General features: G+C 43.2%; 28 protein-coding genes, 2 pseudogenes and 1 riboswitch. Of the genes and pseudogenes, 15 read left to right on the top strand and 15 right to left on the bottom strand.

Features of this window, described 5'->3' with window-relative positions:
• Nucleotides 1-55: 55 nt before the first annotated feature.
• Entirely contained in the window at nucleotides 56-190 is a 135-nt protein-coding gene (locus M1D59_RS07680; protein WP_003181237.1) for a hypothetical protein, read from the top strand.
• A 70-nt stretch (nucleotides 191-260) separates the two neighbouring features.
• Here the strand turns inward: M1D59_RS07680 and M1D59_RS07675 are convergent, their stop codons facing one another.
• From M1D59_RS07675 to M1D59_RS07650, 6 genes are all read right to left on the bottom strand, one after another.
• Nucleotides 261-1,355, bottom strand: coding sequence for a M24 family metallopeptidase (locus M1D59_RS07675; RefSeq protein WP_128822338.1), 1,095 nt, complete (start codon nucleotides 1,353-1,355; stop codon nucleotides 261-263).
• A 204-nt stretch (nucleotides 1,356-1,559) separates the two neighbouring features.
• Nucleotides 1,560-3,467: a heavy metal translocating P-type ATPase gene (locus M1D59_RS07670; RefSeq protein WP_458117922.1), complete on the bottom strand. Its 1,908-nt coding sequence runs from the start codon at nucleotides 3,465-3,467 to the stop codon at nucleotides 1,560-1,562.
• A gap of 271 nt (nucleotides 3,468-3,738) precedes the next feature.
• Nucleotides 3,739-4,230: an endospore biogenesis thiol-disulfide oxidoreductase StoA gene (gene stoA / locus M1D59_RS07665; RefSeq protein WP_458117921.1), complete on the bottom strand. Its 492-nt coding sequence runs from the start codon at nucleotides 4,228-4,230 to the stop codon at nucleotides 3,739-3,741.
• 63 nt (nucleotides 4,231-4,293) lie between these two features.
• The gene (locus tag M1D59_RS07660; protein ID WP_023857303.1) at nucleotides 4,294-5,634 is read right to left on the bottom strand and encodes a polysaccharide biosynthesis protein; all 1,341 of its coding nucleotides are present in this window, start codon (nucleotides 5,632-5,634) and stop codon (nucleotides 4,294-4,296) included.
• A 179-nt stretch (nucleotides 5,635-5,813) separates the two neighbouring features.
• Entirely contained in the window at nucleotides 5,814-6,422 is a 609-nt protein-coding gene (locus tag M1D59_RS07655; RefSeq protein ID WP_020451169.1) for a cell wall hydrolase, read from the bottom strand.
• A gap of 228 nt (nucleotides 6,423-6,650) precedes the next feature.
• On the bottom strand, nucleotides 6,651-6,869 hold the full coding sequence (locus tag M1D59_RS07650; protein WP_371268714.1) for a hypothetical protein: 219 nt from the start codon (nucleotides 6,867-6,869) through the stop codon (nucleotides 6,651-6,653).
• A 142-nt stretch (nucleotides 6,870-7,011) separates the two neighbouring features.
• Between M1D59_RS07650 and M1D59_RS07645 the strand changes: the two genes are divergently transcribed.
• Nucleotides 7,012-7,200: a YkvS family protein gene (locus tag M1D59_RS07645; RefSeq protein WP_003181225.1), complete on the top strand. Its 189-nt coding sequence runs from the start codon at nucleotides 7,012-7,014 to the stop codon at nucleotides 7,198-7,200.
• Nucleotides 7,201-7,521: 321 nt separating this feature from the next.
• On the opposite strand, the gene M1D59_RS07640 is transcribed toward M1D59_RS07645, so the two are convergent.
• From M1D59_RS07640 to M1D59_RS07630, 3 genes and pseudogenes are all read right to left on the bottom strand, one after another.
• A complete protein-coding gene (locus M1D59_RS07640; RefSeq protein ID WP_458117920.1) occupies nucleotides 7,522-8,376 on the bottom strand; it encodes a DUF1672 family protein in 855 nt (284 codons plus the stop codon).
• A gap of 413 nt (nucleotides 8,377-8,789) precedes the next feature.
• Nucleotides 8,790-9,104, bottom strand: coding sequence for a hypothetical protein (locus M1D59_RS07635; RefSeq protein ID WP_075213209.1), 315 nt, complete (start codon nucleotides 9,102-9,104; stop codon nucleotides 8,790-8,792).
• Nucleotides 9,105-9,630: 526 nt separating this feature from the next.
• Nucleotides 9,631-9,831: pseudogene (locus M1D59_RS07630) on the bottom strand (DUF1433 domain-containing protein); the annotation flags it as partial.
• On the opposite strand from M1D59_RS07630, the gene M1D59_RS07625 reads away from it, so the two are divergent.
• The 10 genes and pseudogenes from M1D59_RS07625 to M1D59_RS07580 all read left to right on the top strand — a co-directional run bounded on the left by M1D59_RS07625 (nucleotide 9,829) and on the right by M1D59_RS07580 (nucleotide 16,657).
• Nucleotides 9,829-11,247: a lipase gene (locus M1D59_RS07625; RefSeq protein ID WP_458118046.1), complete on the top strand. Its 1,419-nt coding sequence runs from the start codon at nucleotides 9,829-9,831 to the stop codon at nucleotides 11,245-11,247. The pseudogene M1D59_RS07630 and the gene M1D59_RS07625 overlap by 3 nt on opposite strands.
• An 11-nt stretch (nucleotides 11,248-11,258) precedes the next feature.
• Complete coding sequence (locus M1D59_RS07620) at nucleotides 11,259-11,591, top strand: hypothetical protein (RefSeq protein WP_318602071.1); 333 nt, start codon at nucleotides 11,259-11,261, stop codon at nucleotides 11,589-11,591.
• Between the two features lie 555 nt (nucleotides 11,592-12,146).
• A complete protein-coding gene (locus tag M1D59_RS07615) occupies nucleotides 12,147-12,629 on the top strand; it encodes a DUF2975 domain-containing protein (RefSeq protein ID WP_026579803.1) in 483 nt (160 codons plus the stop codon).
• Between the two features lie 10 nt (nucleotides 12,630-12,639).
• Nucleotides 12,640-12,861, top strand: a complete 222-nt coding sequence (locus M1D59_RS07610; protein WP_020451161.1) for a helix-turn-helix domain-containing protein — start codon at nucleotides 12,640-12,642, stop codon at nucleotides 12,859-12,861.
• A gap of 110 nt (nucleotides 12,862-12,971) precedes the next feature.
• Nucleotides 12,972-13,763, top strand: coding sequence for a DUF817 domain-containing protein (locus M1D59_RS07605; protein ID WP_023857306.1), 792 nt, complete (start codon nucleotides 12,972-12,974; stop codon nucleotides 13,761-13,763).
• A 382-nt stretch (nucleotides 13,764-14,145) separates the two neighbouring features.
• On the top strand, nucleotides 14,146-14,655 hold the full coding sequence (locus tag M1D59_RS07600; protein ID WP_095290342.1) for a DinB family protein: 510 nt from the start codon (nucleotides 14,146-14,148) through the stop codon (nucleotides 14,653-14,655).
• Nucleotides 14,656-14,777: 122 nt separating this feature from the next.
• Complete coding sequence (locus tag M1D59_RS07595; RefSeq protein ID WP_232513523.1) at nucleotides 14,778-14,921, top strand: DUF3967 domain-containing protein; 144 nt, start codon at nucleotides 14,778-14,780, stop codon at nucleotides 14,919-14,921.
• A 613-nt stretch (nucleotides 14,922-15,534) separates the two neighbouring features.
• Nucleotides 15,535-15,704, top strand: a pseudogene (locus M1D59_RS07590) (hypothetical protein).
• Between the two features lie 179 nt (nucleotides 15,705-15,883).
• Nucleotides 15,884-16,453 (top strand): hypothetical protein, encoded by a 570-nt coding sequence (locus tag M1D59_RS07585; RefSeq protein ID WP_095290340.1) that lies wholly within the window; start codon nucleotides 15,884-15,886, stop codon nucleotides 16,451-16,453.
• Between the two features lie 24 nt (nucleotides 16,454-16,477).
• A complete protein-coding gene (locus M1D59_RS07580; RefSeq protein WP_095290338.1) occupies nucleotides 16,478-16,657 on the top strand; it encodes a hypothetical protein in 180 nt (59 codons plus the stop codon).
• Between the two features lie 261 nt (nucleotides 16,658-16,918).
• Here M1D59_RS07580 and queF read toward each other — a convergent pair whose 3' ends face one another.
• The 5 genes from queF to M1D59_RS07555 all read right to left on the bottom strand — a co-directional run bounded on the left by queF (nucleotide 16,919) and on the right by M1D59_RS07555 (nucleotide 20,566).
• On the bottom strand, nucleotides 16,919-17,416 hold the full coding sequence (gene queF / locus M1D59_RS07575) for a preQ(1) synthase (RefSeq protein ID WP_009328607.1): 498 nt from the start codon (nucleotides 17,414-17,416) through the stop codon (nucleotides 16,919-16,921).
• A gap of 21 nt (nucleotides 17,417-17,437) precedes the next feature.
• Complete coding sequence (gene queE, locus M1D59_RS07570; protein ID WP_035338861.1) at nucleotides 17,438-18,169, bottom strand: 7-carboxy-7-deazaguanine synthase QueE; 732 nt, start codon at nucleotides 18,167-18,169, stop codon at nucleotides 17,438-17,440.
• Nucleotides 18,162-18,602: a 6-carboxytetrahydropterin synthase QueD gene (queD, locus tag M1D59_RS07565; protein ID WP_023857309.1), complete on the bottom strand. Its 441-nt coding sequence runs from the start codon at nucleotides 18,600-18,602 to the stop codon at nucleotides 18,162-18,164. The genes queE and queD overlap by 8 nt, the downstream gene beginning before the upstream one ends.
• Nucleotides 18,603-18,604: 2 nt before the next feature.
• Nucleotides 18,605-19,264 (bottom strand): 7-cyano-7-deazaguanine synthase QueC, encoded by a 660-nt coding sequence (gene queC / locus M1D59_RS07560; protein WP_020451152.1) that lies wholly within the window; start codon nucleotides 19,262-19,264, stop codon nucleotides 18,605-18,607.
• A 138-nt stretch (nucleotides 19,265-19,402) separates the two neighbouring features.
• Nucleotides 19,403-19,447: riboswitch (PreQ1 riboswitch) on the bottom strand.
• An 81-nt stretch (nucleotides 19,448-19,528) separates the two neighbouring features.
• Nucleotides 19,529-20,566, bottom strand: a complete 1,038-nt coding sequence (locus M1D59_RS07555) for a YkvI family membrane protein (protein WP_020451151.1) — start codon at nucleotides 20,564-20,566, stop codon at nucleotides 19,529-19,531.
• Between the two features lie 221 nt (nucleotides 20,567-20,787).
• Here M1D59_RS07555 and M1D59_RS07550 point away from each other — a divergent pair, with 221 nt between their 5' ends.
• The 3 genes from M1D59_RS07550 to motB all read left to right on the top strand — a co-directional run bounded on the left by M1D59_RS07550 (nucleotide 20,788) and on the right by motB (nucleotide 24,658).
• The gene (locus M1D59_RS07550; RefSeq protein WP_212110491.1) at nucleotides 20,788-22,884 is read left to right on the top strand and encodes an ATP-dependent Clp protease ATP-binding subunit; all 2,097 of its coding nucleotides are present in this window, start codon (nucleotides 20,788-20,790) and stop codon (nucleotides 22,882-22,884) included.
• A gap of 198 nt (nucleotides 22,885-23,082) precedes the next feature.
• Nucleotides 23,083-23,886 (top strand): flagellar motor stator protein MotA, encoded by an 804-nt coding sequence (gene motA / locus M1D59_RS07545; protein WP_065644013.1) that lies wholly within the window; start codon nucleotides 23,083-23,085, stop codon nucleotides 23,884-23,886.
• Nucleotides 23,879-24,658, top strand: a complete 780-nt coding sequence (gene motB / locus M1D59_RS07540; protein ID WP_020451148.1) for a flagellar motor protein MotB — start codon at nucleotides 23,879-23,881, stop codon at nucleotides 24,656-24,658. The genes motA and motB overlap by 8 nt, the downstream gene beginning before the upstream one ends.
• Nucleotides 24,659-24,681: 23 nt before the next feature.
• Here motB and M1D59_RS07535 read toward each other — a convergent pair whose 3' ends face one another.
• Nucleotides 24,682-25,137, bottom strand: a complete 456-nt coding sequence (locus M1D59_RS07535; RefSeq protein WP_020451147.1) for a MarR family winged helix-turn-helix transcriptional regulator — start codon at nucleotides 25,135-25,137, stop codon at nucleotides 24,682-24,684.
• Between the last annotated feature and the right edge of the window lie 151 nt (nucleotides 25,138-25,288).

Below are 25,288 nucleotides of genomic sequence, written 5' to 3'. Positions count from 1 at the left end.
GAATGAAGTCAGCACCGGTGCTGAACACGTTTTCATTCCAGAAAGGGGAAGAAAAATGGGTATCTTCATTCTGATTCTATTATGTATCGTTATCGTACTGTCTTCAAAAGCAGCGATGAAACCGCTTAAAGAAAAACACGAGATCAAACCATTCCGTTCCTTTGACGATTTTTTCATTTCAAAGGATTGACGCGGGTAATAAGACAAACGATTCACGTCAGCATAAAAAAGAACCCGCGCGCGGGCGCGGGTTCCGTTTTTTAAGAAATGACAGTCAGCTCTTTTGGATACTTTGTCAGCGCTTCTGCTCCATCGGCAGTGACAAGTACATCATCCTCGATGCGCACCCCTCCGATTTCCGGCACATAGATGCCGGGTTCAATCGTGTATACCATACCTTGTTTTAAAAGCTCATCATTGTTATGGCTCATGGACGGATATTCATGAGGCGAAATCCCGAGCCCGTGCCCGAGACGGTGAGGAAAGTAATCGCCATAGCCCGCTTTTTCGATGATGCCGCGCGCTTTTAAATCAAGATCACCGATTCTGACACCGGGTTTGCTCATCTTAAGCGCCTCCGTTTCGGCCTGAAGCACCGTATCATATATTTCTTTTTGTTTTTCACTCACATTTTGATACACGAGCGTTCTTGTAATATCAGAGCAGTAACCGTCAATGATCACGCCTAAATCAAAGAGGACGAAATCGCCCGGCTTAAGCGTGCGGCTACCCGGGTTTCCGTGCGGCTGTCCTGACTTTTCTCCGAAAAGGACCATTGTGGAAAACGACATCCCCTGGACTCCTTTTTTCTTCAGCTCATACTCGATTTTAGCGACGACATCAATTTCCGCTATCCCCTCTTTTAATGCGGCGGCTCCTGCTTCGACTCCGTAATCGGCAAGCTTGGCCGCTTCACGGAGGATGCTGATTTCTTTTTCGTCTTTGATGACGCGGATTTGGTTCAGCCTTTCTTCTGCAGAGACAAGCTCCGCACCGTTTGTGACCGCCTGCAGCATTTCGGCGCGCGACAGAGCAAGCGTTTCTTTTTCAACCGCCACTTTTGAACATTGGCTGTTTCGCTTTTGAAGCGCTGAGGATATGAGTTCCCAAGGGTTTTGATGATCCCCGTATCCGATGATCTCATACGCCCAGCCGGCTGCTCTCGCCTGACCAGCCTCCATTTGCGGACAAACAAAAAACGGCTCTTCATCTTGAAAAATAAAAACGCCCATCAGCCGTTCGTGCGGTTCTGTATAAAAGCCGGTAAGATAAAATACGTTTTCTTTTGAATGAATAAAAGCCGAAGATATGTTTTTTTCTTTCAGCCAGGAAGAGATTTGTTCAATTCTTTCCATGCTCCTTTTCACTCCTTGAGACAGTTTCCGTACCATACATTTAACATGTAAAAGCATCACATCCATTGTATCAGTTTTTCCCGTCTCTTGCTCACCGCTTATGTATTGTGAGGATGCCGCCCGCTTCTATTATTGCCGCCTCTTCCTCAAACAGCCCTCTGATGTGAAAAAACGGCTGCCGTTAGCATGCAGCCGTTTCTTTATTTAGGATTTCAGCAGCCTGAGACCGTTTAAAATAACAAGCAGCGTGCTGCCTTCATGTCCGATGACACCGAGTGGCAGATCAAGAATTTGAAGAAAGTTGCTGCAGATTAAAAGACAGATCACACCAAGAGAGAAAATCACGTTTTGTTTAATGATCGTATTCATTTTCCGGGAGAGCCGAATCATTTTGGTCAGTCCTGTCAATTCGTTTTTCATTAAAACAACATCCGCTGTTTCCAGTGCGACATCTGTGCCTCCCCCCATTGCGATCCCCACATCAGCGGCGGCAAGGGCCGGTGCATCATTGATTCCGTCTCCCACCATAACGATTGTTCCGTATGTTTTTTTCAGTTTTTGCGCTTCCTCTACTTTTCTGTCAGGAAGGCATTCTGAAACGACGATTTTCAAGCCCGCTTCTCGTGCGATGGCCGCTGCGGTTTCAGGCTGGTCCCCGGTCAGCATCGCCGTCTGAACACCAAGCGCATTCAGCTCTTCGATCACCGCTTTAGCTTCCGGTCTGATTTGGTCTTTTAATGCAAAACACCCCGCGATTTTTTCGCCTTTTTTCACGAACACAATTGTTTTTCCCTGCTTGGCAAGCTCCTGAACAGCCGCCGTGAGAAATTGCCCGGCTGCCTCTTCCCCGACAAATCCAGCTTTGCCGATCAGCCATGTCTCTCCATTGTATCGAGCCTGAACGCCAAACCCTGACGTCTCCTCGATTGACACATTCGCGGGAGGCTCGATGCCTTTTGCTTCTGCATACTCGACAATCGCTTTGGCAAGCGGATGGCCTGACTGCTTCTCAATCGCAGCAGCAGCCTCCAAGCATTCGCGCTCCTCGATATCAGCAGCTAAAAGCATATCCTCCACGCCGGGCTTTCCGTTCGTAATCGTTCCCGTTTTATCCAATGCAACGATTTTGCTGTTGCCAAGTTTTTCAAGAAAAACACTGCCTTTGACAAGCAGGCCGTTTCTTGCGCCATTCGAGATTAAAGACAGCGCGGCAGGCATGATTGAAGCGACAAGGGCACACGGCGAAGCGACGACCATGAACACCATCGCTCTGTAAAATGTCTCGCTCCAGCTCCAGCCAAGCAGAAAATGTGGCAGAAAGAGCAGCAGTCCGACAGCAAGCAAAACCCCTTTAACGTAAATATTTTCAAACCGCTCAATAAACGCCTGTGACGGCGAAACACTGTTTTGTGCAGACTCAACGAGCCGAATGATCTTTTTGAACAACGAATCTTCATTTGTCTTTGTGACACGGACGGTGAGCGATCCGCTCAAATTGACTGTACCCGCAAAAACCGCGTCTCCGAGGGTTTTTTCCGCGGGGATTGATTCACCCGTTAGTGCCGATTCGTCGATACTCGTTCTTCCCGATTCGATCTCCCCGTCTGCCGCAATGCGTTCCCCGGGTTTAATAAGAATGAGGTCGCCCGCTTGAAGATCGGCCGCCGCCACGGTTCTTGTTCTTTCTTCTTCGAGCAAAACGGCTTCCTCCGGCTCCAATTTCATCAGCGATGTCAAATCGCGTTTGCTTTTATTTAATGTATACGTTTCAAGCGCCCCGCTGAGAGAAAAGATAAAAATTAACACTGCCCCTTCAGCCCAGTAGCCGATCAGCGCTGACCCGACCGCCGCAAAAATCATCAGAAGTTCAACATTCAGCGTTTTTTCCGCCAGCGTTTCTTGTATACCTTCTTTCGCTTTGGCAAAGCCGCCGATACAAAAAGCTAAAATAAACAGAACAACGGACAATGTTTTATTGCCGGACAACAGCCAGCCTGCAAGAATCAACAAACCCGACAAAAGCGCAGCAATCAATTCCCCGTGCTGCCTCCAATTTTCAAAATGAAACGTGTGACGGTTCTGCTGCGATTGTTTCCCGATCTTTAATTGCATCTCCAATATCCTCCCTAATTGAGAATGTAATTCATCGTCAATTTCCTTCTTAAAAAACAAATTGCCGCCTCATCGGCAGCATAAACATGGAGTATTTTATTTATATAAAGGGTATGACTGCTTCTTGTCCATTGAACACACCCTTTTCTATTTCCCATTATAGCACGGCTTTCTACGTTTTCAAATAATAATTATTATAATTTCTTCATGATATTAATTATCATTTAGATTTCAAAAAAAAAGCTGAACCCCCGGCTCAGCTTTTCCCGGCTCAGCTTTTCCCTGCCCATTCTTTCATTTGTTCCACAGTAATGGGTCCGACAACCGATTTCTCCAGCTCTCCTTTTTCGTTAAAGAAAAATGTTGTTGGAATCGTCATGACATTGTAGGCTTTCATCATTTCGCCCTTTTTGTCAAAAACGATCGGAAATGTCAGCTTGTTTGCTTTAATAAACTGTTTCACCTTCTGTTCGTCTTTTTCGGCATTCAGCAGATTCACGGTCACGAGCTTTACTCCGGATTGCTTGCTTTCATAGTAGGATTGGAATCGCGGAAGCTCTTCACGGCACGGCGGACACCAGGTCGTCCAAAAATGAACGATGGTCTTTTGGCCTTCGGCGGGAATGACGACGCGCTGCCCCTCCACCGTGTTCATCTGCATGACTGCCGGAGAAGCATATTTTGCAGAGGCCTGCGGCTGAAATACGAAGGCTCCGAAAAAAAGCAACAGGATGAGCGGATAAATAAGACTGATTCTTCGCATATGAACTCCCCTTCTTTTTAGTATTAGCTTCCCCGCAAAAACCAAAACTATGAAGAGGGTCAATCAGCGGCTTTCAATTCTCGGAGATCGGGATTTGTTTGTCAAAAAAAGCGTGACGCCCAGCTCTTTGCAAATCGTCACATAATGCAGCGCCGTCAGCAAAATCATTCCGGTATTCATCGCTAGGATGATCCCCGTCATCTGCAATGTCTGCATGGATCCGAGAACATACATCATCAAAAACGACAAAACACTGGCCCATACATTATGATAAAAGGCATCTTTGGCCAACCCCATTCCGATTAAACAGGCCTGAAACGGCATGGCAAAAAAGTGAAATAAAAAATACGGCCACAGCATTTTCAGGTAAAACGACGCCTTAACCGAATCGAAAAATAAGTGGGTCAGCGGATCTGCAAAGTGATACATCACCATAACGGACGGTATGCCGTAAAACAGCGTGATGAAGATCGCTTGTTTAATCCGTTTGATCACTCTTTCGTATTGTCCGTAAGCGTAGCTTTCGGAAATGCTCGGGATCATGACGACCATCAGTGAATGGGCGATGAAAGCCGGAAAAAAGCCGATTGTCATCGCCACCCCCGAAAGCATGCCGAACTGGTCGATGGCCGATGTTCTCGATACGCCAGCGGCAAGCAGCGTCCCCTTCACCAAAAAAGGTTCAACTGCGTTTGTCACAGCGTGAAAAACGCGCAGCCCCGTCGTCGGGATCGAAACAGTGAGCAGGCGCTTTAAAACATCGTTTCTCCGCAGGTGGATCTGCTGCCCTTTTTGAGCGGCGCGCCTGACCAAAACAAACTGAGAAAACAGATAAACAAACACGACCACTTCACTTGCAACAAGGACAAACAACGAGATCAGAAGAGAAGTATCCAATTCAAAGGAATACCATTGAAAAAATAAAAACAAGCCGATGAGCTGAAAGATTTTTTTCAGGGCATTCGCCGTTGCGATTTTACCCATTTGCTGAACGCCCATGAAGTAGCCTCTCGCGATCGACGTAAAGGCAACCGTAGGGATCATCCCGATCACAAGCCCTCTGATCAGAGGGTGGTAAGAATCAAAAACCGGAATAAATGGAAGAATGATCACTGCAGCTGCCGTGGAAAAAACCGTGCAGACCGCAGTCATCCGCAATGCATGTTTCAGCATGCTTTCGTGCAGCTTCGGGGTGGACTCGGCGATAAACTTCGATATCGATACAGGCAGCTCAAGGCTCGCAATCACCACAACTAAAAAAATGGAAGGCAAAACACTCATGTAGAGCCCCATGCCATGCTCGCCAAGCTCCCGTGCAAGAATCATGTTGATGACAAATTCAAGACATTCTGCAAAAAAAGCAGCTAGCGAAAGAAGAACGATTCCTTTTACAAAACGGTTCATGAGGTCTCTCCTTGTCTCACGGGTTTATCCCATCATATGAGACAAGTCTAAAAATTATTTTCTTTTTCATTGAAAATTGATTTTCATAAAGTATCAAAAACAAATTTTTTCTTGGGGGGTGAAAAGTGAGAAAGAATTGCATATAAAAAGCAGTCAAGGCGGATGGCCCTGACTGCTTTTTAGATCGCAAAGACATGATTGCCGATGCGCTTCACGACTTTTCTTGTTTTAATCCAGTCATCAGAAGCGATGTCGGGATTATAGAAAAATAAAGCGTCTGTTTCTTTTTTATTTTGATCTACCGCTTCTTCCACAGCTTCAACTGATTCGCGGTCTGCTTTTTTCTCGATGCTGCCGTTTAGAACGGGCTCAAAAGCGTTTCTTTGATAGATCACGCTTTTTACGCTGTCAGGAAATCGGCCGTCTTCCACCCGGTTCAGGACGACATTGGCAACAGCCACTTTTCCTTCAAATGACTCGCCTTTCGCTTCGGCATGTACAAGCCTTGATAAAAGATCTTTTTCTTTATGTGAAAGATCCGTCGTCTCTTCATCAGCTTCTTCTTTTTCCTGCTCCTCTTCAGCCGGCAGATGCGCGGCTTCAATGAAGCTTTTTTCATCTGTTAATTGAAAAGCAGGATTTTCTTCCTGTTTAAGGCTTTCCATCAGCCGTTCCATTTCCTGTTTATCTTTTTTCGAGAACAACATGACAGCTTGAGCATGTTCGATTCTTGCTGCCGGCAGCATGCAGATTAAAAACGCAGCTAGCGCAGCAAATTTCGATTTCATTTCCTTCCTCCTTGTCAAATCTTCATCGAAAAAAACATATGTTTTACACTAACAAGACGAATCGCTGATTTCATTGCCAAAATGTTGGCATGCCTTCCATCAAACTGTCCGGTTGTCACATTATTGCAGACGGCCGGACGATTTCATGCAGAAAACACCAAAATCTCCAGAAACATATGGCTTCACACAAATAAAAAAGCTTTCTCAGCCGGTCTGAGAAAGCCTTTTTCAGCTTCTTGCCTCTTTCATATATTGAAATATAATATCTCCGCCATGCTGGGCAATGCCGCGAAAATGCTTAAAATCTTCCTGCTTTGTTAAGATGGCTCTGAAAGAAAGAAAATCTTCTTTTTTTACGTGGAGTTCATGAATGCTCCCTGACCTTAATTGCTCGATCTGATCGATGGCATTTTGCTCTGTCACCTGTTCTCTCCCCTTTTCTCTCATCATCTTTAACTAATTAACTATAACATTAAGTCACACCGGGTACAACAATAGTGATGCCGCTTCCCAAATTGCTTTACTTCTCCAAGAAAATATTGCAAAATACTTTCAATAGGTTAATTTACTTTAAAGGAGAGGAAGTCACTTGAAAATTGCAAAAGTCGGGAACGTCATCGAATTTAAAAACGGACTCACCGGAATCGTAGAGAAAGTAAACGAAAACTCTGTGATCGTCGATGTTACGATTATGGAAAACTACAGAGACTTGGAACTGGACTCCTTAACCGTCGTCAATCATAAAAACTATAAAATTATTAAAGATTCCCTGCATTAATCAGCCGCCCTTTACAGCACATATTCACGATTTCCACGCAGCTTTATTTCCACAAGTTTTTCTGCAAAAGAAAAAACCGCCTGCCACCCGGGTCCGGCGGTTTTTTTCCTCTGTTCCCTGCATCGTCCCGAAGAAGTTTGCTATTTGAAGCATCGCGCCGCGCCGTAATCGATGCCGCTTTTTGATTGAACAGCTGAAAAAACCGGCGACCGTGCGGAATGAAATGAAATACCTGACCGCTTTCCGGCTCCTTAAAACATTATTTTAAAATAGATCTCCGTATCAGTACATTTTCAATTTCATGATCCGTTTAGGAAGACATTATCGTCCAAGCGTGCTTTTTCTTGGATTAAATCCTAAGTTTTTATCGATTCTATTGTCATTCAAGTAAATGCTGTAAGTCCCTGGTGCCAGCTCTTCCATGTCTTCAATATCCTGCACCACTTGATTATAAATGCGTTCACTTGGCCTTGTATGTGCTTTTTTCATATATAAATTTATATTGATATCACATGATTTTGGGGTGATTTCTTCATCTTCTAATTTTTCCTGCCAGTCTTGTTTGTTTCTTTTCGGGTTTTCTAAATATGCTGAATAAAGGTCATCCTTCCAATCAGCAGTTAAAGAAACAGCATAATAAGGCGTCTGATATCCCTTACCGCTTGTGTTATCAACGGCTGCCTGCGTTTTGCCTACAATCGGCTCTTCTTCTGTTAGCTTCTCTAAATAGTAATCTAGCGCGGCAAATTCGTCTTCAAAAGCCAATGCGTATATCGCGCTTGTAATTGAGTCTTTCACGTCCAACTCCGATGAACGGATCGCGTCAGTCTGCACCTCTTTCTTGTCCAAATCAATTTTAATTTTTGCGCTTGTGTAGAAATGCAATTTTCCGACCGATTCAGCATACACAGTAACAAATCCATGCCCTCCGACAATGTTATGGACTTTTACCTTTGTTCTATATTGATCCAAGAAATAATCTTTTACGGTTTTTTCAACCTCATCTCGATGCGCTTCTGCGATCTCAGCGGTTTCTTTCTGATAACCCCTGCTCTGAATATGAAAATCTTGTCCTGTGTAATCTTGGACGCTAATGTCAGACTCCTCTCTGTTCTGACATCCGCCTATAAATAAAAGTAAACCAATTCCAAGCGCTGCTGCTTTTTTATATTTCAAAACTGTATCCTCCAGTTCATACTGCAATAACCTTATACGTTTTTATTGAATCACGTTCCATGTTTGCTAATTATTAGGCACGCTTCATTATAAATCATTTGAAGTGTATTTTTGGTATTATGTATAAAAAATAAGACAATAGAACTAATAAAATTTGTGTCATTCTCGCTTTTTGAGTTCTTTAGTTCTAGGTAAAAGTTCTTTCCAAAAAGAATAGACATGCAATGATGCACGCCTAATCAACATGAATATCTTTTTATTATTGTGAACTTGTGCGTTTTTGAAAGTGGTTTCCCGATAACCAACTATGCATATTAAAGCTTTAATCCCTATAATCTTAAAATGAATTCACCTTTCGTTTATTACACTTCACACCAAACTCCGTAACAAATTATAATAAAGTGTTTTACAGCTTATCCTATTTCATCATGCTCGTTGTCTTCCCATCTTAAAAATGCCCAAAACTGTAATTTATCCATTTTTAAAGGAAACTTATGATTGATATACTCTTCTTCACAGTCCTTAATATGTGGAAAGTCAGCAAGTACCTCTGTACAAGCTACGCTCAGCATTTCTATTTCATCGTCTGTCGGTTCCCCGTTAAAATAGCCTTTCCAGTATAACGTTTCATTTTCTAACTTGACTGCGAGTCCCCTTAATTTGTATGGAATTGCCCCCAATAAAGCGTAATGGCAACTGATGATTAAATTATTCAATGCCGAATCCATATTTTCAATATTCACCTCAGTATAATAAGCTTTTTCTAAAGTATACCCTTCCTCACAAGATTGAGCTGAGCTAAATCGTTCCGGCTATTCATGGGAACGTTGTAGAAGTAAGGAAAAAGGTTCACTCATTTTAAAAGGGTTTTTTAATATCCGCAATCTTTTCTTTTATGGCGTACCCAAAACATTTATGACGGACTAATATCGACATCCTCATTAGGGAAATATCACGACAGGTTCATCAAAAATTAATATAGATTTCTCAGGGATCTGAGTTTAACGGGCACCGTTTATTTGGCTCCTCAGTCATTCGCTAACTTTCTCGTAATTCTCTTCGAAAATCTCTTTTTCCACCGGGTAAAGCTCACCCTTCATGCGTGTAACGATGTAATGCTTTACGGTAGGTTTAAAACAAATACTAGAAATGATATCACAACATTATTTATTATCAGGGGTAATAAAACTGATTAGTTAAACAAACGTGAGATAAAAATAGAAAAAAGCCCGCTCAATCGAGTCGGACCTTTTATTAATAATCGCAAATTTTATCTTTACATTCGGGCTTTCTTTCAGCATCGACTGTGAAGGACCCTACTTCGTCATTTGACTTATCATAAATACCCCATATTTTCTTTTGCTTATCACCATTTAGATACCCTTTAATATCAATTCCGCCCATTGGGTTCACTTCGTAGTCATCAGAATAATCAATTGACTTAATGTCCTCATAAGCGATATTCCTAATTTAACAGATAAGGATTATTATTTTCTTAGCCAAAACACATATAGTAGCAATAAAATGAAAGAAGCTTTCAAGGATAGAACACCTATAGAGAGTAAATCAAATAAGGCTTATTACGTTGATAAAATTAAAAGGGACTCTGACACCGGACTCGACGCGTATGTATTTGTTCAAGCGAAGAAAAAGGACGGTAAATGGGTTAAACCTGACACACCAAAAAACGTCGTCGTAGCCTTCGCGGGAACAGATCCTAAGAACCAATTCTTCCAAGATGTTATTGACGCTGACGGCGGGAACGTTGTAATGGGAATTGACCCGAAAAAGAAGGAACACTACATAGTCGAAAAAGATGCGAAAGATACTTCTAAAACACTCGGAAAATATAACGGAACTCCGACACAAGACTCGATGCTTAGCACCGGTAACTACAAGTTAATTACGAAAACGTCCCAAATCGGGCAAGCTGACAATCTGGTGCGGGAAGTTAAACAAAAGTATAAAGGCACCTCGACGGTCATTTCAACAACCGGACATTCTCTCGGCGGCGCAGAGGCTGAATACAGTGCGGTCAACAATAATGTCTATGCCGTAGCGTTTAACAGCCCTTCAATCGTCCACCTACACTCTGCGGAGCAGCAAAAAAAAATTAATAACGGTGAATATGACCGATCCATAAAATCGATTATCAACCCGGATGATATGGTCGGGGCCGGCTGGTGGAACGAGTATGACCGGCACAACGGTACGACAATTTATACAAAGGACCCTGAATTATCAAATGCGGTGCGCGAGGCGAGAATGCAGGGCGATGTATTCCAACAAATCGGGCAAAACGCTGGGTATTTCTTTCAGACCGCAATCTTAGGAATGCCTGATACGCATTGGGTCGGAAGTAATAACTTCACCTTCGACGAAAACGGCAACGTTCAAAATATAGAGGGCGATGAGCTCGTTTATGACAAAAATTTAAAAGCGATGCTCCCACCGGAAGTTGCATCCGGAAGTGGCGCAATTAAAGTAACACCCGCAGTTGCCAAACAGCTCGCGCAAAAAGTAAATGTGATGATCAACGATCTGCGGACGATGAAACGCGAAGCCGAAAACGCTTATCAGGAAGACGACGCTGCGATCAACGACCTGAAACACGATACCTACCGTCAAGTCGGCCACGGTCTATACGACAAGCTGACACTCGAAGATGTAAACAATACGCTGAAAAACCTGGCGCAGTCGTTTGACAAAAAAGGCAATCCGCTCTTTTACGATGTTCATGCCGAAAAAGCGTACATCGCCTCATTACAAAATACGATTTCAGATTTAGAAGACATCAGCAGGTACCTTGCTCAGATCGCAAAAGATTTTAAATCAAAAGATAAAATGCTGGCAAACTGGCTTAAGCTTTAGGAGATGACATAATGGAAAATTTCAATAAACTAGCCTCACTCAACAACTTAAACGGTGATCAAGAAGATACGCTCCTCATACGGCGCAATCAGCTTCAAATGCTGAAAACGGGCATGAGGGTATCAGCCGCAACGAAGCTTGAAGGCATTAAAACGACACTAAGACCGAAGCTTAAGATAGACGATATACAAAAAGAAATGAACAGCGTCTATTCATCGCTTCTCTACAGCTTTGAAGGAAAAGCGCAAGAGGCGCTTGCTCAACGAATCAGCCAAAGCGCCCAGCAGCTTATTAACACGGAGCAGGACGGAGAAAGTTTTGTGAATGGATTTAAGACGAGATGAAGGCGCCTTAATTGGCGTCTTATTTTTATTTAAATCTAACAACATTCTCTTTTCTGTTTTCACCACACTAATCGTCTTCGGTCTTCACCTCAAATAACTCCTCGACTTCAACCCGAGTCTTCACGTTATGGGCAAAGACATGCCAATCGGAAGCTGTTTTATTGTCTCCTTGTTGACACATATTCCTTTATGGTACGTTTGAGCTTTTTCACCCTAGGATTTATTTGACGATATGGTTCTGCTGAGTTCCGGTTAACTATCGCATAACCAGCGTTTTTCAATCCATTGACTGTCTCGAACCTGCGTTCATATAAGCTATCGTTCGAAAGACGCTTTAAGCTTGATCTTTTCGTTTGGCGGAAGCCGCAAAGGTCCAAAAGAGGTGATGTATACTCCGCTGACGTATTTCTTTGCATAGCTTTATAAACGCTTGTCTAAAATCAAAAAGATATCATACCATAACAACAATAAAATCACCTTTATCAATAATTTTTTATTGTAAAACAATAAATAATGTGTTAAATTCAAATCGACAAAATAAGTGAGGTGCTCTTTATGAAACGTGGATCAACACTCTTTTTAAAGATAGCTGTTATTCTTATTGGAATCCCAGTTCTTGCTTTGTGCATATTTTTCGTGCCGAAGATAGCGAATTTTGCAGCTGATTTGTATCCAGATATTTCTTATCTGAAATATCTCGTTTATATCGATTTGTATGCAGCGGCGATACCTTTTTACTTTGCTCTGTATCAAGCCTTTAAACTTTTAAGCTATATTGACCACAATAAAGCTTTCTCGAAATTGTCTGTACGGGCTTTAAAGAATATAAAATACTGTGCAATCACCATCAGTATTTTATTAGCGGCAGGCATGCCGCTCTTCTATCTCATCGCGGAAATGGACGACGCTCCTGGTATCATACTAATCGGACTGGTCCTTATTTTTGCTTCAATGGTTATCGCCGTCTTTGCTGCTGTTCTCCAAAGGCTATTGCAAGAAGCGATTGATATAAAATCAGAAAATGATTTAACAGTCTGAGGTGAAAACAATGGCAATTATTATCAATATTGACGTGATGCTTGCTAAAAGAAAAATGAGCGTAACGGAACTTTCTGAGAGGGTTGGAATCACAATGGCGAATCTTTCTATATTAAAAAACGGAAAGGCAAAGGCTATTCGATTATCAACTTTAGAGGCGATTTGCAAGGCTTTAGAATGTCAACCCGGAGATATTTTGGAATACCGAAGTGATGAAGACACTCATGATTAAAAATTTAGCCTATTCGGCGGTGATCTTATGCGCATACCCGTAAATCTGTTTAGCTGCAATACTAAGCTGGCCTCGCATATATTCAGAAAAAAACTTTGGAGGCACACATGATGAGAGCACTAAATCAACTCGTTCGTTTTGGTTGGGAGCAGTCCTTGTCATGTTTATTTCCTGTCGTTATTTTTGCCTCTTTGGCAATTACACAAATCATTCCTCTTCCCTTCCTGCCGCGGTATGACTGGCTGCTCATCATCTGCCTTCTCATGCAGTGGTGGATGGTGTATTCCGGGCTTGAAACACGGGATGAACTAAAGGTGATCACATTGTTCCACCTTATTGGACTAGCTCTTGAACTTTTCAAGGTGCAAATGGGCTCCTGGTCTTATCCAGAGGAAGGTTATTCCAAAATCTTTGGAGTGCCTTTATATAGCGGCTTTATGTATGCAAGTGTCGCCAGTTATCTTTGCCAGGCGTGGAGGAGGCTTAAGGTTGAACTGGTTAAGTGGCCGCCGTTTTTCGTCGTTGTACCTCTTGCCGCTGCGATTTATTTGAATTTTTTCCTCCATCATTATTGGATTGACGTCCGCTTTTGGTTATCTGGACTTGTAGTAATTGTCTTTTGGAAATCATGGGTCATATACGAGGTTAATGGAATTCGTTACCGTATGCCGCTCGCACTTTCTTTTGTGCTCATCGGATTTTTTATATGGATAGCCGAAAATATCGCAACGTTTTTTGGAGCCTGGACATATCCAAACCAAACCAGCGCGTGGAGTCTCGTTCATCTAGGAAAAGTGAGTTCATGGCTCTTACTAGTGATTGTCAGCTTTCTAATCGTGGCCACGTTAAAACTGGTTAAGGAGAAAGATTCCACTAGAGTTGATGCCGGTCAATTTTTATAACTCTTTATTTTAAAGGGTATCAAGGAGCTTATGACGCCATAGTTGGCGTCTATTTTTAGTATTCGCAATCTTGGTCTCTGCATTCTTTTTGCATAACTGCAACAAGCTCATTATCTTATTATTTGTCGGGATGTATATACCGTCATGTTTTCTTCAATGATTTTCCATATGTATTTTCGCAGTTTTAAACTCTTCAATTTCTTCATTTTATCGGTCGCACTTGGCTATGTATCATTATTATGTATCTTTTCCCCCTCAAAATAGAGCGCCTTGATTTGCCTGCATTAAAGTTCGATTAAATCAAGCATTTAATGATGGTACACCTCTGTGTATAATTAGAAGAATATTTTGATATTTATTGTTTTTAAGGGGTGGGATAGTGATGGAAAAACACGAATATGATTGGGTGAAACAAACAAGACAGATTTTACTAGACCAGTGTAAAGTATTGAATAAAAATGATTTTACAAAAGAGTTTGGATTTGGTTTTCAAAGTATAAGAGATTCTTTAGTTCATGTGGCTGGTTGTTATCATGCTTGGCTGGGTTCTTTTGTGCTTTCAAAAACAACTTCACCACTCATAACAAAGGAAGCACTCCATAATATGCAGATAGAAGATATTCAACGTTATTTTCAACAGGCTGATATATATGTGGATACTGTGTTTGAACAATTCACTGAGAAATTTGATGATTTTATCGAAAAAGAGCCTTCTTGGAAAGCGGGCAGTGGAATCGTAAAAAAAACACCACACCAATTACTAGTCCATTCTATTACGCATGAGTTTCATCATAAGGGGCAAATTGTAGCAATGTTACGGTTGCTTGGTTATATTCCTAATAATACAGATATTTTGGGACTGCCTGAAAAAGAATTTTCTATAGATCAATAATAGATAACAACTGCGTATCTGTTACGTTCAGGCCACTGTGTGGACTAAAAGATATGCTGGACGGCCTGAAAATAGATCACGCCTTATCTCAATTTGTCAAACAACAAGAGGAATTCAATAAAATGATGCTGGAACGCATTGAACTTTTTGAGAAACGGCAGAAGGAAAGAGACGAAATGCTGATGAAATCCCTTCGTGCATCCCAGGAAACACAAAAAATGCTGGCCGCCGTCCGCAAGAAAAAGTGGTGGCAATTCTGGAAATGATCTTCCTTGTTTATTGAATGAACTAGTGAAAATATGGGGTGAAACTTTAAAACAAAAAAGTGATAATAAGAGAAAAACTCTCATAATGGAAGGATAACTATCTGAATGAAATTAAAGAAGTTAACAAATTTACCTCGGATATCTATAATAATTCCTTTCACACTCGTGATAACAGCGTCTTTAATTTTTTCTAAAAGCTTTTTCAATAATAAAGAAATACAAACTCTCTCTCAAAATTGCTTTAATTCAGGAGGGAATCCCACTGTAGAATTAGGGACTCTTAATTTAGATTATTCATTCGAATGTATAAAATAAAAGTTAAAACACGCGACAAGGGATTGCGCAAGGAAGACAATGCGCTGCTTCTTTCGTACATGGACGGCCAGTATGCCGGCGTTATGGAATTTATGCCTTAGGATGCGCGGCGGAAGCTACACGCTGAGAGAAAAGACGTCGAAGAAACGGAGAAGTACGTTTATATTGAGCCGATTGGGTGCCGCGTCAAACACCGGGTCAAGACTGAAAACGGATTACTGCGGATTCCTTCGTTCCATGAATGGCGTTGAATTGAACGCACTATTGCCGCATTCTAATAGTAGGAGGTTGAGGCCGAATTTACGAAACAAGAGGCTATGATACGACGATTGTTTACGATTATAAAGAGTATTCTGACGTCCATTACGGGGGCTGCGATAACTGCGACTATACGATGTTTAAATTTCGGTGAAGGACGGCGTTTTCCTACGCGAGTGCCGTCAGTTCGGTATGAAAAAAAGCATATAAAATCTCTAAGACACTGGTTTTCCGGTGTCTTTTTTATTTACAAGACATCATCCCATTCACATCACACTAACTTTTCCCTATTTTATAACATTATGTAAGCCTCATGAAAGTCTTTTCCTTATATTGGTACAATTAATCTATCAACTACATATTCAAACAAATGAAAGGGAGATGCGAAGATGAAAAAACTCGTCATAACAACGACCGTTGCTTGTATGTTCGGCACATGTTTAGCGCCTTTTTCTTCCGAAGCGCAAGCTAAGACAGACTCACAAATTCAACTAGACACGTTGACAATTGAGGAAGAAATGGAAACGCAACAAATAGCCGAGGACTTAAAGTTCATTTTTGGGGAAGCCTCCTCAGAAGTTGACGGAAAGTTCGTCATTAATAAGGATATGGTCGCGGAAAAATTCGGTCAATCGTCCGTTGCTACAGTGGAAGCATTTGTTAAACTTGTTAATGGAGAGGGGCTAACTGCGGAGGATTTAAAAGGCGTTCCCGATCCCCAAGCTAATTCTAGTCAATTTCAAACGGCTTCATGGTGGGGATGTCTTAAAGAAAAAATCATTGATTTTACCGGCTTAGGATTTATTGGCGGCGGCCTGGAAAAGATGCTTAAAAAGAAACTTTGGAAAAAAGCCGCGACTGAGATAATCAAGATTGTCGGGAAAAATGCAATCCGCGGTGGCGTCCTTGGATTAGCCGGAAGTCTTGCATGGTTTAGTGTGCGGTGCATCGGAAAATAAAGAGAACAAAGGGGATGTTATCACATGAATATGGCTAAATACGGGTCATTCTTTATAATTACTTTGGTGCTGCAATTGATTTTGTTTTTTGTTATAAAAAAAGACACAGGCGTGACTATTATCGATATGGTGGTAATGTCCTTACTGTTAGCGCTCTTCTCATTTATCTTAGACAAAGTCCTTAGAAAAGAAAAATCAGCATGAAAATAAAAGACAGGCGCCAATTACGGCGCCCTTTTTCGTTTATACGAACGATAAAGGTTGCGTAGTTAGAGGCGAACTAGCGAACGAAGACGTTAACGAGGCGAGCCGAGATTACATCTTTTTCACAATATGAATTGCGTGTCATATTATGCCCACGCCGTTAAAAGTGATAAATCAACTTCTAAAAAAATAACCCCGTCTATAAAGACGAGGTCACTCCAGTCACACATCGATCACAAACCCTCACTTCTCCTGCACCTCTTACCGATTATCAATCGTCTCCGGATACAGATCATGATTCATCATCCGATACTCGGCCATTTTTTCATACTTTGTACCGGGCTTGCCGTAGTTTGTGTACGGGTCGATCGAGATTCCGCCTCTCGGGGTGAATTTGCCCCAGACTTCGATGTAGCGCGGGTCCATCAGCTCAATTAAATCGTTCATGATGATGTTCATGCAGTCTTCGTGAAAATCGCCGTGATTTCGGAAACTGAAGAGATACAGTTTCAAAGACTTGCTTTCTACCATTTTTTTATCAGGGATGTAGCTGATATAGATCGTGGCAAAATCGGGCTGTCCGGTTTTCGGGCACAGGGATGTGAATTCAGGGCAGTTGAATTTCACGAAATAGTCCCTGTTTTCGTGTTTATTCGGGAAAGACTCAAGCACTTCCGGAGAATAGTCAAACAAATAATTGGTGCCTTGATTTCCAAGAAGGGTTACGCCTTCGAGTTCTGAATCTTTTCTTGTGGTCATCATTCATCTTCCTTTCTTCAATCAAACGCCTCGTTTGTTACCCCAGATCAGGGTGTGGAGCTGCGGGAGAACGCGGACGCGGTTCAATTCAGGGTCGCGCGTGACCGCTTCTACCAGCTGTTCATACTTTTGAAGCAGCCGTTCGACGAGCCGCTCTTGGTCTTCTGTATGAACGTCGTCATTTCCGACTTGGAGAAAGAACGGGACATCAGGATAACGCTGGTGAACTTGCTTTGCAAATTGAAGGTCTTCCGCCGTGAATATGACGACCTTCAAACTTGCCGCTTCCGCCCGGCCGTGCTCTTTCAGTTTTTCAACAATATGATCAAGCTTGTTAAAATCGGTTTTCATATTGGAGCTCGGCGGCTTTGGCGAAATTGTTAAATCATCGATTCCGGCAAACCAGTCTTGATAAAACGTCCCTTGCGTCTCAAGCGCTGTCCGTATACCGTTTTCTTTTAAAAGGGAAATCAGTCCGTCCAGCTGTTTTAAAAGCGCCGGGTTGCCTCCTGAAATCGTAACGTGCGAGAAGGCGTTTCCGCCGATGTCTTTAAGAGATTCGTATACTTCTTCAGCGGTCATCCATTTGATGTCTTTTTTCGCCGAACCGTCCCAGGTAAAAGCTGAATCGCACCAGCTGCACGAATAGTCGCAGCCGGCTGTTCTGACAAACATCGTTTTTTGCCCGATGACCATCCCCTCTCCCTGAACCGTCGGACCGAAAATTTCAAGTACGGGAATCGGCTTAGCCATTGTGAACACCCGGTTTCGGACGGTAGACGACATAGCTTGTCGGCGTTTCCCTGACAAACACCTGAACGCAATGCGGACGGTTTTTGAGATCTTTCAAATAAGCCTCTGTTTTATCGTAAATCGTTTTCGCCACCACTTCTGTCGAAGGGATCCGATCCGCGCTTTCACCCGAAAATTCCTGATGGTCATTTAAAAGCGTATGATCGTATTCCCCGTGGATCAATTTTTTAATGGTGCTGAAGTTGACAAGGAATCCTGATTCATTCAATTCATCCCCGGCAATCGTGATATTGATTGTATACGTATGGCCGTGGACTCTGCTGCATGCGCCCGCATCCTCTCTCGGAATAAAATGCGCGGCTGACATCTGCATATCTTTATTTAGTTCAAAAGAGTAAGGATGGCTTGGTTGCGGGTAAATTTGTGTAAGCACTGTTAAGCTCGCTCCTTTTTCATTTTCATATATTCATTGTAGCCATTCGCCCGAAGCTTGCAGGCCGGGCATTCGCCGCAGCCGTCGGCAATGATTCCGTTGTAGCACGTCAGCGTCTCGTTTTTCACGAAATCAAGCGCATCAAGCTCATCGGCGAGCTCCCACGTTTCCGCCTTGTTCAGCCACATCAGCGGCGTGTGGATGACAAACGGGCGCTCCATCGCCAAGTTGACAGTGACATTGCAGGATTTGACGAACTCATCCCGGCAATCCGGATAGCCGCTGAAATCCGTCTCGCATACACCTGTTATGATGTGCCGCGCGCCGACCTGGTAGGCGAGGATCGAAGCGAACGATAAAAACACGAGGTTGCGTCCCGGAACAAAAGTGGACGGAAGTTCGCCTTCTTTCGCCTCAATCTCGATATCATCCCTTGTCAAAGCATTCGGCGCGAGCTGATTTAACAGTTCCATATCAAGAAGGTGATGCTTGACGCCAAGCTTTTCAGCGATCTTTTTCGCGACTTCGATTTCCTCTCGGTGCCGCTGATTATATTGGAAGGTGACCGCTTCCACCTCCTGAAATTGCCGAAGCGCCCACAAAAGGCAAGTCGTACTGTCCTGACCGCCGCTGAATACGACGATCGCTTTTTCCTGTTTCATAATTCCTCCTTCTCCGCTTTCCGTCAGTATTTCATAAAAGAAGAGATTCACTGATATCTAAACGAAAAAACACCTTTCTCTGTGAGAAAAGTGTTCTAGCAAAAAAACAATAAAAAAGGCCATACCCCAAGGATACAGCTTTCCTTAGTTTTTTATAGAGGGTTTTGCTAGAACCTCTCCCGCAGTTTCAAGCGGATTTTGTTTCAATTTTCCTTCGCCATCTTATCACAAATCGCATGTTTCGCCAAGTGCAATGCCTGCCATTCAACGCTCAGGCACCCTTTTGACGATCAAAAAGAATATAAAGACGAGGCTCAGCTGGCCGAACAAAGGATAAATGGTCGATATCAGTTTTCCGTAGCCGATTTGTCCCGTCAAGTAGATTGTCAGCAGGATGAACATAAATACATACAGGCTTTTCATATGAAGATATTCATTAATCTGCTTTTCAAGACCATATAAATTGCCGATGACCGATGTGAAGACTTCCCCGAAAATGATAAACAGATAGATGATATGGACAGAATGTTGGACAATGAATACAACCTGTGCCATCGGAACTTCGTATAACAGGACATCAGGCAATGTTGAAAGAGACAGAAAGCTCGCGATCAACACAAGGGTAAGCAGACACCCTCCGATTAATGCTCCTTTTATAATGAGCCGTTCAGATTTCAGTTCAGAAGCGATCGGCACGAGAACCGCCTGTGCGAGCGACAAATTAAAAGCGCCGTACGAAACAGCGGATAAAATCCAATCGGGTTTTGCCGCCGAGAATGCCGCCAAATTGTGGATCTCCGGCCCTCTGAAAATAAACGAATCGAACAGGACGATGACTGTGAACAGAAGCAGCAGCGGAACGACAATGACATTGACGCCGAATATCCCTTTAACGCCCTTCATCATGACAAACAGACTCAAGGCAATCGTCGCAATCATCCCCGCTTGGTTTGAAAAGCCGAGCTGTTCCTCAAATATCGCCCCCGCTCCGGACAGCATAACAGACGTCACGCCGAGCAAAATCACGAGCATGAAGACATTGACAAATTTCCCGAGCGTATGGCCGAATAAATATTGATTCAGCTCCTGATAAGATTTGGCATTGATTCTGACCGCAATCAGCATCATTTTTGCGCCGAGAAATGTAAACATCAGTCCGCTGATCAAAATTCCGGCTAACCCCGGCCAGCCGAATCTTAAAAAAAACTCGACGATTTCTCTTCCAGTTGCAAATCCGGCTCCGACGACCGTTCCTACATAAACAAATGCCAGCTGAAAGGCTGATCCATGTGATTGACTCATACGACTCCTCCGTAAACGAATTCCCTTTCTACACCATATGAGCCATGTCCTTTAAAAAGAAGGACAACTTCTCATTCAGGAACAAAAAGAAAAAAGCATAGAACTTGAAAGTCAAAGAAGGTCAATGTATACTAATAGTCAGAAATGGTCAAACTACAGACCATTTTTTCAAAGTCAATTGGTCAAAAAAAGGTCAAATTCAATAAAGGGGGTTTTGGCAAATGCGTTGTCAACATTGTCAAAAAAATGAGGCGACGATTCGCCTGAACATGCAAATCAACTTTACAAAAAAGCAAATGGATTTATGTGAAGACTGCTATAAAGAGCTGACTCAGCCTTCTATGTTTTCAGGAAATCATTTTTTTGGCGGAGGAGGTTCTTTCTTCAGCCAGCCATCACAAGCGCAGACGCAAACCGCTGCCAAAAAAGGCTTGCTCGATGAACTTGCCGTCAACTTAACGAATGCCGCAAAGACAGGCTTGCTCGATCCGGTGATCGGCCGCGATGATGAAGTGGCCCGTGTAATCGAGATCTTAAACCGCAGAAATAAAAACAACCCTGTCTTAATCGGTGAACCGGGCGTTGGTAAAACAGCCGTTGCTGAAGGACTTGCTCTCAAAATCGCCGAAGGCGATGTTCCAAATAAATTGAAAAACAAAGAACTCTACCTGCTTGATGTCGCTTCCCTCGTAGCAAACACCGGCATCAGAGGACAATTTGAAGAAAGAATGAAACAGCTGATGAAAGAGCTGAAAGAACGCAAAAACGCGGTCTTGTTTATTGACGAAATTCACCTTCTTGTCGGAGCAGGCTCTGCCGAAGGCTCCATGGACGCCGGCAACATTTTAAAACCTGCGCTTGCCAGAGGCGAACTGCAAGTCATCGGCGCGACGACGTTGAAAGAATATCGCCAAATCGAAAAAGATGCAGCATTAGAGCGGCGCTTCCAGCCGATCATGGTGCATGAACCGACAATTGAGCAGACCGCGGCGATTTTAAACGGGCTGAAAGAAAAATACGAAGCGTATCATGATGTAACTTACACGGATGAAGCGATCAAAGCCTGCGTCGTTCTGTCTAGCCGCTATATTCAGGACCGTCATCTTCCCGATAAGGCGATCGACCTTTTGGATGAAGCCGGTTCAAAAGCGAACTTGAAAATCGACACGGTCAGCGGTGAACAAGCTTCCCAACGCCTGAAAGAAATCGAAGCGGAAAAAGCTAAAGCGCTGCAGGAAGAAAACTATGAGCTTGCAGCAAAGCTCCGCGATGAAGAAGAAGCACTGCACAAAAAAATGGAAAACCATGCGGAAGAAAAACGGGCAACCGTTAAAGCTGAAGACATTCAAGCGATCATCGAACAAAAAACCGGCATTCCGGTCGGCAAGCTTCAGCACGACGATCAGAAGAAAATGAAAGAGCTTGAAGCAAACCTTTCAAGCCGCGTGATCGGTCAAAAAGAAGCGGTAAAAAAAGTGGCAAAAGCCGTCAAAAGAAGCCGCGCCGGCCTGAAATCAAAAAACAGGCCAGTCGGTTCATTCCTGTTCGTCGGCCCGACAGGTGTCGGTAAAACAGAACTTTCTAAAAGGCTTGCGGAAGAACTGTTCGGCTCGAAGGATGCCGTCATCCGCCTCGATATGAGCGAATACATGGAAAAACACGCCGTATCGAAGCTGATCGGTTCACCTCCTGGATATGTCGGCCACGAAGAAGCCGGACAGCTCACCGAAAAAGTCCGGAGGAACCCGTACAGCATCGTTTTGCTTGATGAAATCGAAAAAGCCCATCCCGATGTTCAGCACATGTTCCTGCAAATCATGGAAGACGGACGTCTGACAGACAGCCAGGGACGGACGGTCAGCTTTAAAGATACCGTCATCATTATGACAAGCAATGCCGGAGTATCTGAAAAGCGGACAACCGTCGGTTTTAACCGGGAAGAACAAGTAATGGGCGAACAATCAATGATCGATTCCCTAAGCAGCTACTTTAAGCCGGAATTCCTGAACAGATTTGACAGCATCATCGAGTTCCAGCCGCTCGAAAAAGAAGATCTGGTCAAGATCGTCACTCTCTTGCTGGAAGAGCTTGAAGAAACGTTAAAAGAGCAAAACATGACGCTTGAAGTTTCAGATGAAGCAAAAGAAAAAATTGCTGAAATCGGATACCATCCGGCCTTCGGCGCCCGCCCATTAAGACGAACCATTCAAACAGCAGTCGAAGATCAAATGACCGATCTGCTGCTTGAAGAAGAACATATCAACGGTTTTGCGGTTATCGTTGAAAACGATGAAATCTTGGTGAAACCAACCGCATAACACACATAACGGCCTCCAATTGCGGAGGCCGCTTTACATACAACGTAAGAATCACAAAAATTCTATTTTTTAACATTAAATAACCCTAAAGTCCCTTTTCACCATGATTTTGAAACAATTTAAGAAACACCCTAAAGTTCCTATCACGCAACACCGATATTAACGATAGAAAAGTTAGTTAAAGGAATTGGTGAAAAAATGGACAAAACATCGTTAATTGGAATCATCTTAGCTATCATCGGAGTAGGTGTCGGCATGGTCATGAAAGGTGTCAGCCCTTCCGTTCTCGTCAATCCCGCGGCATGGCTGATCATCCTTGTCGGTACAATCGCAGCAGTTGTGATCGCTTTTCCAATCCGCGAGATCAAAAAGGTTCCCAAACTCTTCGGCATCTTGTTCAAAGAGAAGAAGATGATCGAAATCAACGAATTGATCCCGATGTTTTCCGAGTGGGCACAAATCGCAAGACGTGAAGGACTTCTCGCTTTGGAAGCAAATTTGAATGAGATCGATGATGAATTTTTGAAAAACGGCATGAGCATGGCAGTAGACGGCCAAAGTGCCGAATTTATCAGGGACGTTTTAACTGAAGAAGTTGAAGCAATGGAAGAAAGACATCAAGTCGGAGCGGGCATTTTTACCCAGGCGGGCACATACGCGCCGACACTCGGCGTTTTGGGCGCTGTTGTCGGACTGATCGCAGCGCTTGCGGATATGAGCGACACTGAAGCGCTTGGACATGCGATCAGCGCCGCTTTTGTCGCGACCCTTCTCGGGATCTTCACCGGATATGTACTATGGCATCCTTTTGCCAATAAATTAAAGCGGAAATCCAAACAGGAAGTCAAAGTCCGCGAAGTCATGATTGAAGGCATCCTTTCGATCTTGGAAGGCCAAGCGCCAAAAGTCATTGAACAAAAGCTTTTGATGTATGTCTCTCCAAGCGAACGCTCCAGCATCGTCATCCCAGAAGGAGACAAAGGAGACAGCAACAATGGCTAGAAAAAAGAAGCACAAAAAAGACCATGAAGAACACGTGGATGAGTCTTGGCTCATCCCATATGCCGACCTGCTGACACTGCTTTTGGCCTTGTTCATCGTACTGTTTGCCATGAGCTCGATCGACGCCAAGAAGTTCGATATGCTGTCTAAATCATTCAATGCCGTATTTACCGGCGGAACAGGAATGATGGATTATTCCAGCTTCACCGAGCCGAAAACGAGCACAACCGAAGATGGAAAAAGCCCTGACCAAGCAAAAGATCTCTCTCAAGATCAAAAAGAAAAAGACAAGCAGTCGCTGAAAAAAATTCAGGAGCAGGTCAACCGGTTTATTAAAGAGAAAAGTCTTGAAAAACAGGTCAATACGAAGCTGACAGACGAAGGCCTCCTCCTTTCCATCGAGGATAATATCTTTTTTGATTCCGGAAAAGCGGAGATCCGCCAGCAGGACATTCCGCTGGCCAAGGAAGTATCCGACCTTCTCGTCTTGAATCCGCCCCGCAATATCGTAATCAGCGGACATACGGACAATGTGCCGATTCGAAATTCTCAATTTAAATCAAATTGGCATTTAAGCGTGATGCGGGCAGTCAATTTCATGGGGCTTTTAATCGAAAATCCCAAGCTTGACGCCAAGATATTCAGCGCGAAAGGCTACGGAGAATTTAAACCGATCGCTTCAAATGACACCGAAGAAGGAAGAAGGAAAAACAGACGCGTTGAAATCCTCATCCTGCCGATCGGCCAGGAAAACTTGAATAAAAAAGAATAGGAAGCTGCCTTTTGGCAGCTTCCTTATTCTTTGCCCTTATAAATATTTCTTGCGTTCAGTCCGACTTTTTTCAGCATTTCGATGCAGGCTTCTTTCTCCTCATCGCTTAACACGCTGATCATGTGGTGAAGCTCTTCTGCATGACCCGGAAAAATCTTCTCCAGGAGCTTGGTGCCTTTATCTGTAATTTGCGCATAGGTCACCCTGCGGTCGGTCGCACAGGCTCTTCTCGCAATCAGCTCCTTTTGCTCAAGCTTGTCAACCACATATGTAATACTCCCGCTCGCCAGTAGAATCTTATCCCCTATTTGCTGAAGGGGCTGATCCCCTTTATGATAGAGGAGTTCTAAAACGGCAAACTCGGTTGGATTCAGACCATGATGATGAATATGTTTATTCATATGATCATTAATGGATCTGTACGCTCGAGATAATACAATAAATAATTTCAAGGACTGTTCCTGTTCTCTATTACTCATATCTCTCATCTCCAAAGAAACAACTACAGGAAAACATTAATAAACTATGAGGAAAATGTCAACTGTTAACATTCAAACCATGTTATGATGAGTAGGAATCGAACATCAAATAGATATATCCGGAAATTCCCCGGTATTGTGTCCTATTTTC

The organism is Bacillus sp. PK6-026 (assembly GCF_054161455.1).
This window is presented reverse-complemented; position numbering and strand designations above follow the sequence as displayed.

What these genes read in the sequence shown, in the direction of transcription:
- M1D59_RS07680 (WP_003181237.1), top strand. Translation starts at nt 56, where the DNA reads ATGGGTATCTTCATTCTGATTCTATTATGTATCGTTATCGTACTGTCT.
- M1D59_RS07675 (WP_128822338.1), bottom strand. Translation starts at nt 1,355, where the DNA reads ATGGAAAGAATTGAACAAATCTCTTCCTGGCTGAAAGAAAAAAACATA.
- M1D59_RS07670 (WP_458117922.1), bottom strand. Translation starts at nt 3,467, where the DNA reads ATGCAATTAAAGATCGGGAAACAATCGCAGCAGAACCGTCACACGTTT.
- stoA (WP_458117921.1), bottom strand. Translation starts at nt 4,230, where the DNA reads ATGCGAAGAATCAGTCTTATTTATCCGCTCATCCTGTTGCTTTTTTTC.
- M1D59_RS07660 (WP_023857303.1), bottom strand. Translation starts at nt 5,634, where the DNA reads ATGAACCGTTTTGTAAAAGGAATCGTTCTTCTTTCGCTAGCTGCTTTT.
- M1D59_RS07655 (WP_020451169.1), bottom strand. Translation starts at nt 6,422, where the DNA reads ATGAAATCGAAATTTGCTGCGCTAGCTGCGTTTTTAATCTGCATGCTG.
- M1D59_RS07650 (WP_371268714.1), bottom strand. Translation starts at nt 6,869, where the DNA reads ATGAGAGAAAAGGGGAGAGAACAGGTGACAGAGCAAAATGCCATCGAT.
- M1D59_RS07635 (WP_075213209.1), bottom strand. Translation starts at nt 9,104, where the DNA reads ATGGATTCGGCATTGAATAATTTAATCATCAGTTGCCATTACGCTTTA.
- M1D59_RS07620 (WP_318602071.1), top strand. Translation starts at nt 11,259, where the DNA reads ATGGAAAATTTCAATAAACTAGCCTCACTCAACAACTTAAACGGTGAT.
- M1D59_RS07615 (WP_026579803.1), top strand. Translation starts at nt 12,147, where the DNA reads ATGAAACGTGGATCAACACTCTTTTTAAAGATAGCTGTTATTCTTATT.
- M1D59_RS07610 (WP_020451161.1), top strand. Translation starts at nt 12,640, where the DNA reads ATGGCAATTATTATCAATATTGACGTGATGCTTGCTAAAAGAAAAATG.
- M1D59_RS07605 (WP_023857306.1), top strand. Translation starts at nt 12,972, where the DNA reads ATGAGAGCACTAAATCAACTCGTTCGTTTTGGTTGGGAGCAGTCCTTG.
- M1D59_RS07600 (WP_095290342.1), top strand. Translation starts at nt 14,146, where the DNA reads ATGGAAAAACACGAATATGATTGGGTGAAACAAACAAGACAGATTTTA.
- M1D59_RS07595 (WP_232513523.1), top strand. Translation starts at nt 14,778, where the DNA reads ATGATGCTGGAACGCATTGAACTTTTTGAGAAACGGCAGAAGGAAAGA.
- M1D59_RS07585 (WP_095290340.1), top strand. Translation starts at nt 15,884, where the DNA reads ATGAAAAAACTCGTCATAACAACGACCGTTGCTTGTATGTTCGGCACA.
- M1D59_RS07580 (WP_095290338.1), top strand. Translation starts at nt 16,478, where the DNA reads ATGAATATGGCTAAATACGGGTCATTCTTTATAATTACTTTGGTGCTG.
- queF (WP_009328607.1), bottom strand. Translation starts at nt 17,416, where the DNA reads ATGACCACAAGAAAAGATTCAGAACTCGAAGGCGTAACCCTTCTTGGA.
- queE (WP_035338861.1), bottom strand. Translation starts at nt 18,169, where the DNA reads ATGGCTAAGCCGATTCCCGTACTTGAAATTTTCGGTCCGACGGTTCAG.
- queC (WP_020451152.1), bottom strand. Translation starts at nt 19,264, where the DNA reads ATGAAACAGGAAAAAGCGATCGTCGTATTCAGCGGCGGTCAGGACAGT.
- M1D59_RS07555 (WP_020451151.1), bottom strand. Translation starts at nt 20,566, where the DNA reads ATGAGTCAATCACATGGATCAGCCTTTCAGCTGGCATTTGTTTATGTA.
- M1D59_RS07550 (WP_212110491.1), top strand. Translation starts at nt 20,788, where the DNA reads ATGCGTTGTCAACATTGTCAAAAAAATGAGGCGACGATTCGCCTGAAC.
- motA (WP_065644013.1), top strand. Translation starts at nt 23,083, where the DNA reads ATGGACAAAACATCGTTAATTGGAATCATCTTAGCTATCATCGGAGTA.
- motB (WP_020451148.1), top strand. Translation starts at nt 23,879, where the DNA reads ATGGCTAGAAAAAAGAAGCACAAAAAAGACCATGAAGAACACGTGGAT.
- M1D59_RS07535 (WP_020451147.1), bottom strand. Translation starts at nt 25,137, where the DNA reads ATGAGTAATAGAGAACAGGAACAGTCCTTGAAATTATTTATTGTATTA.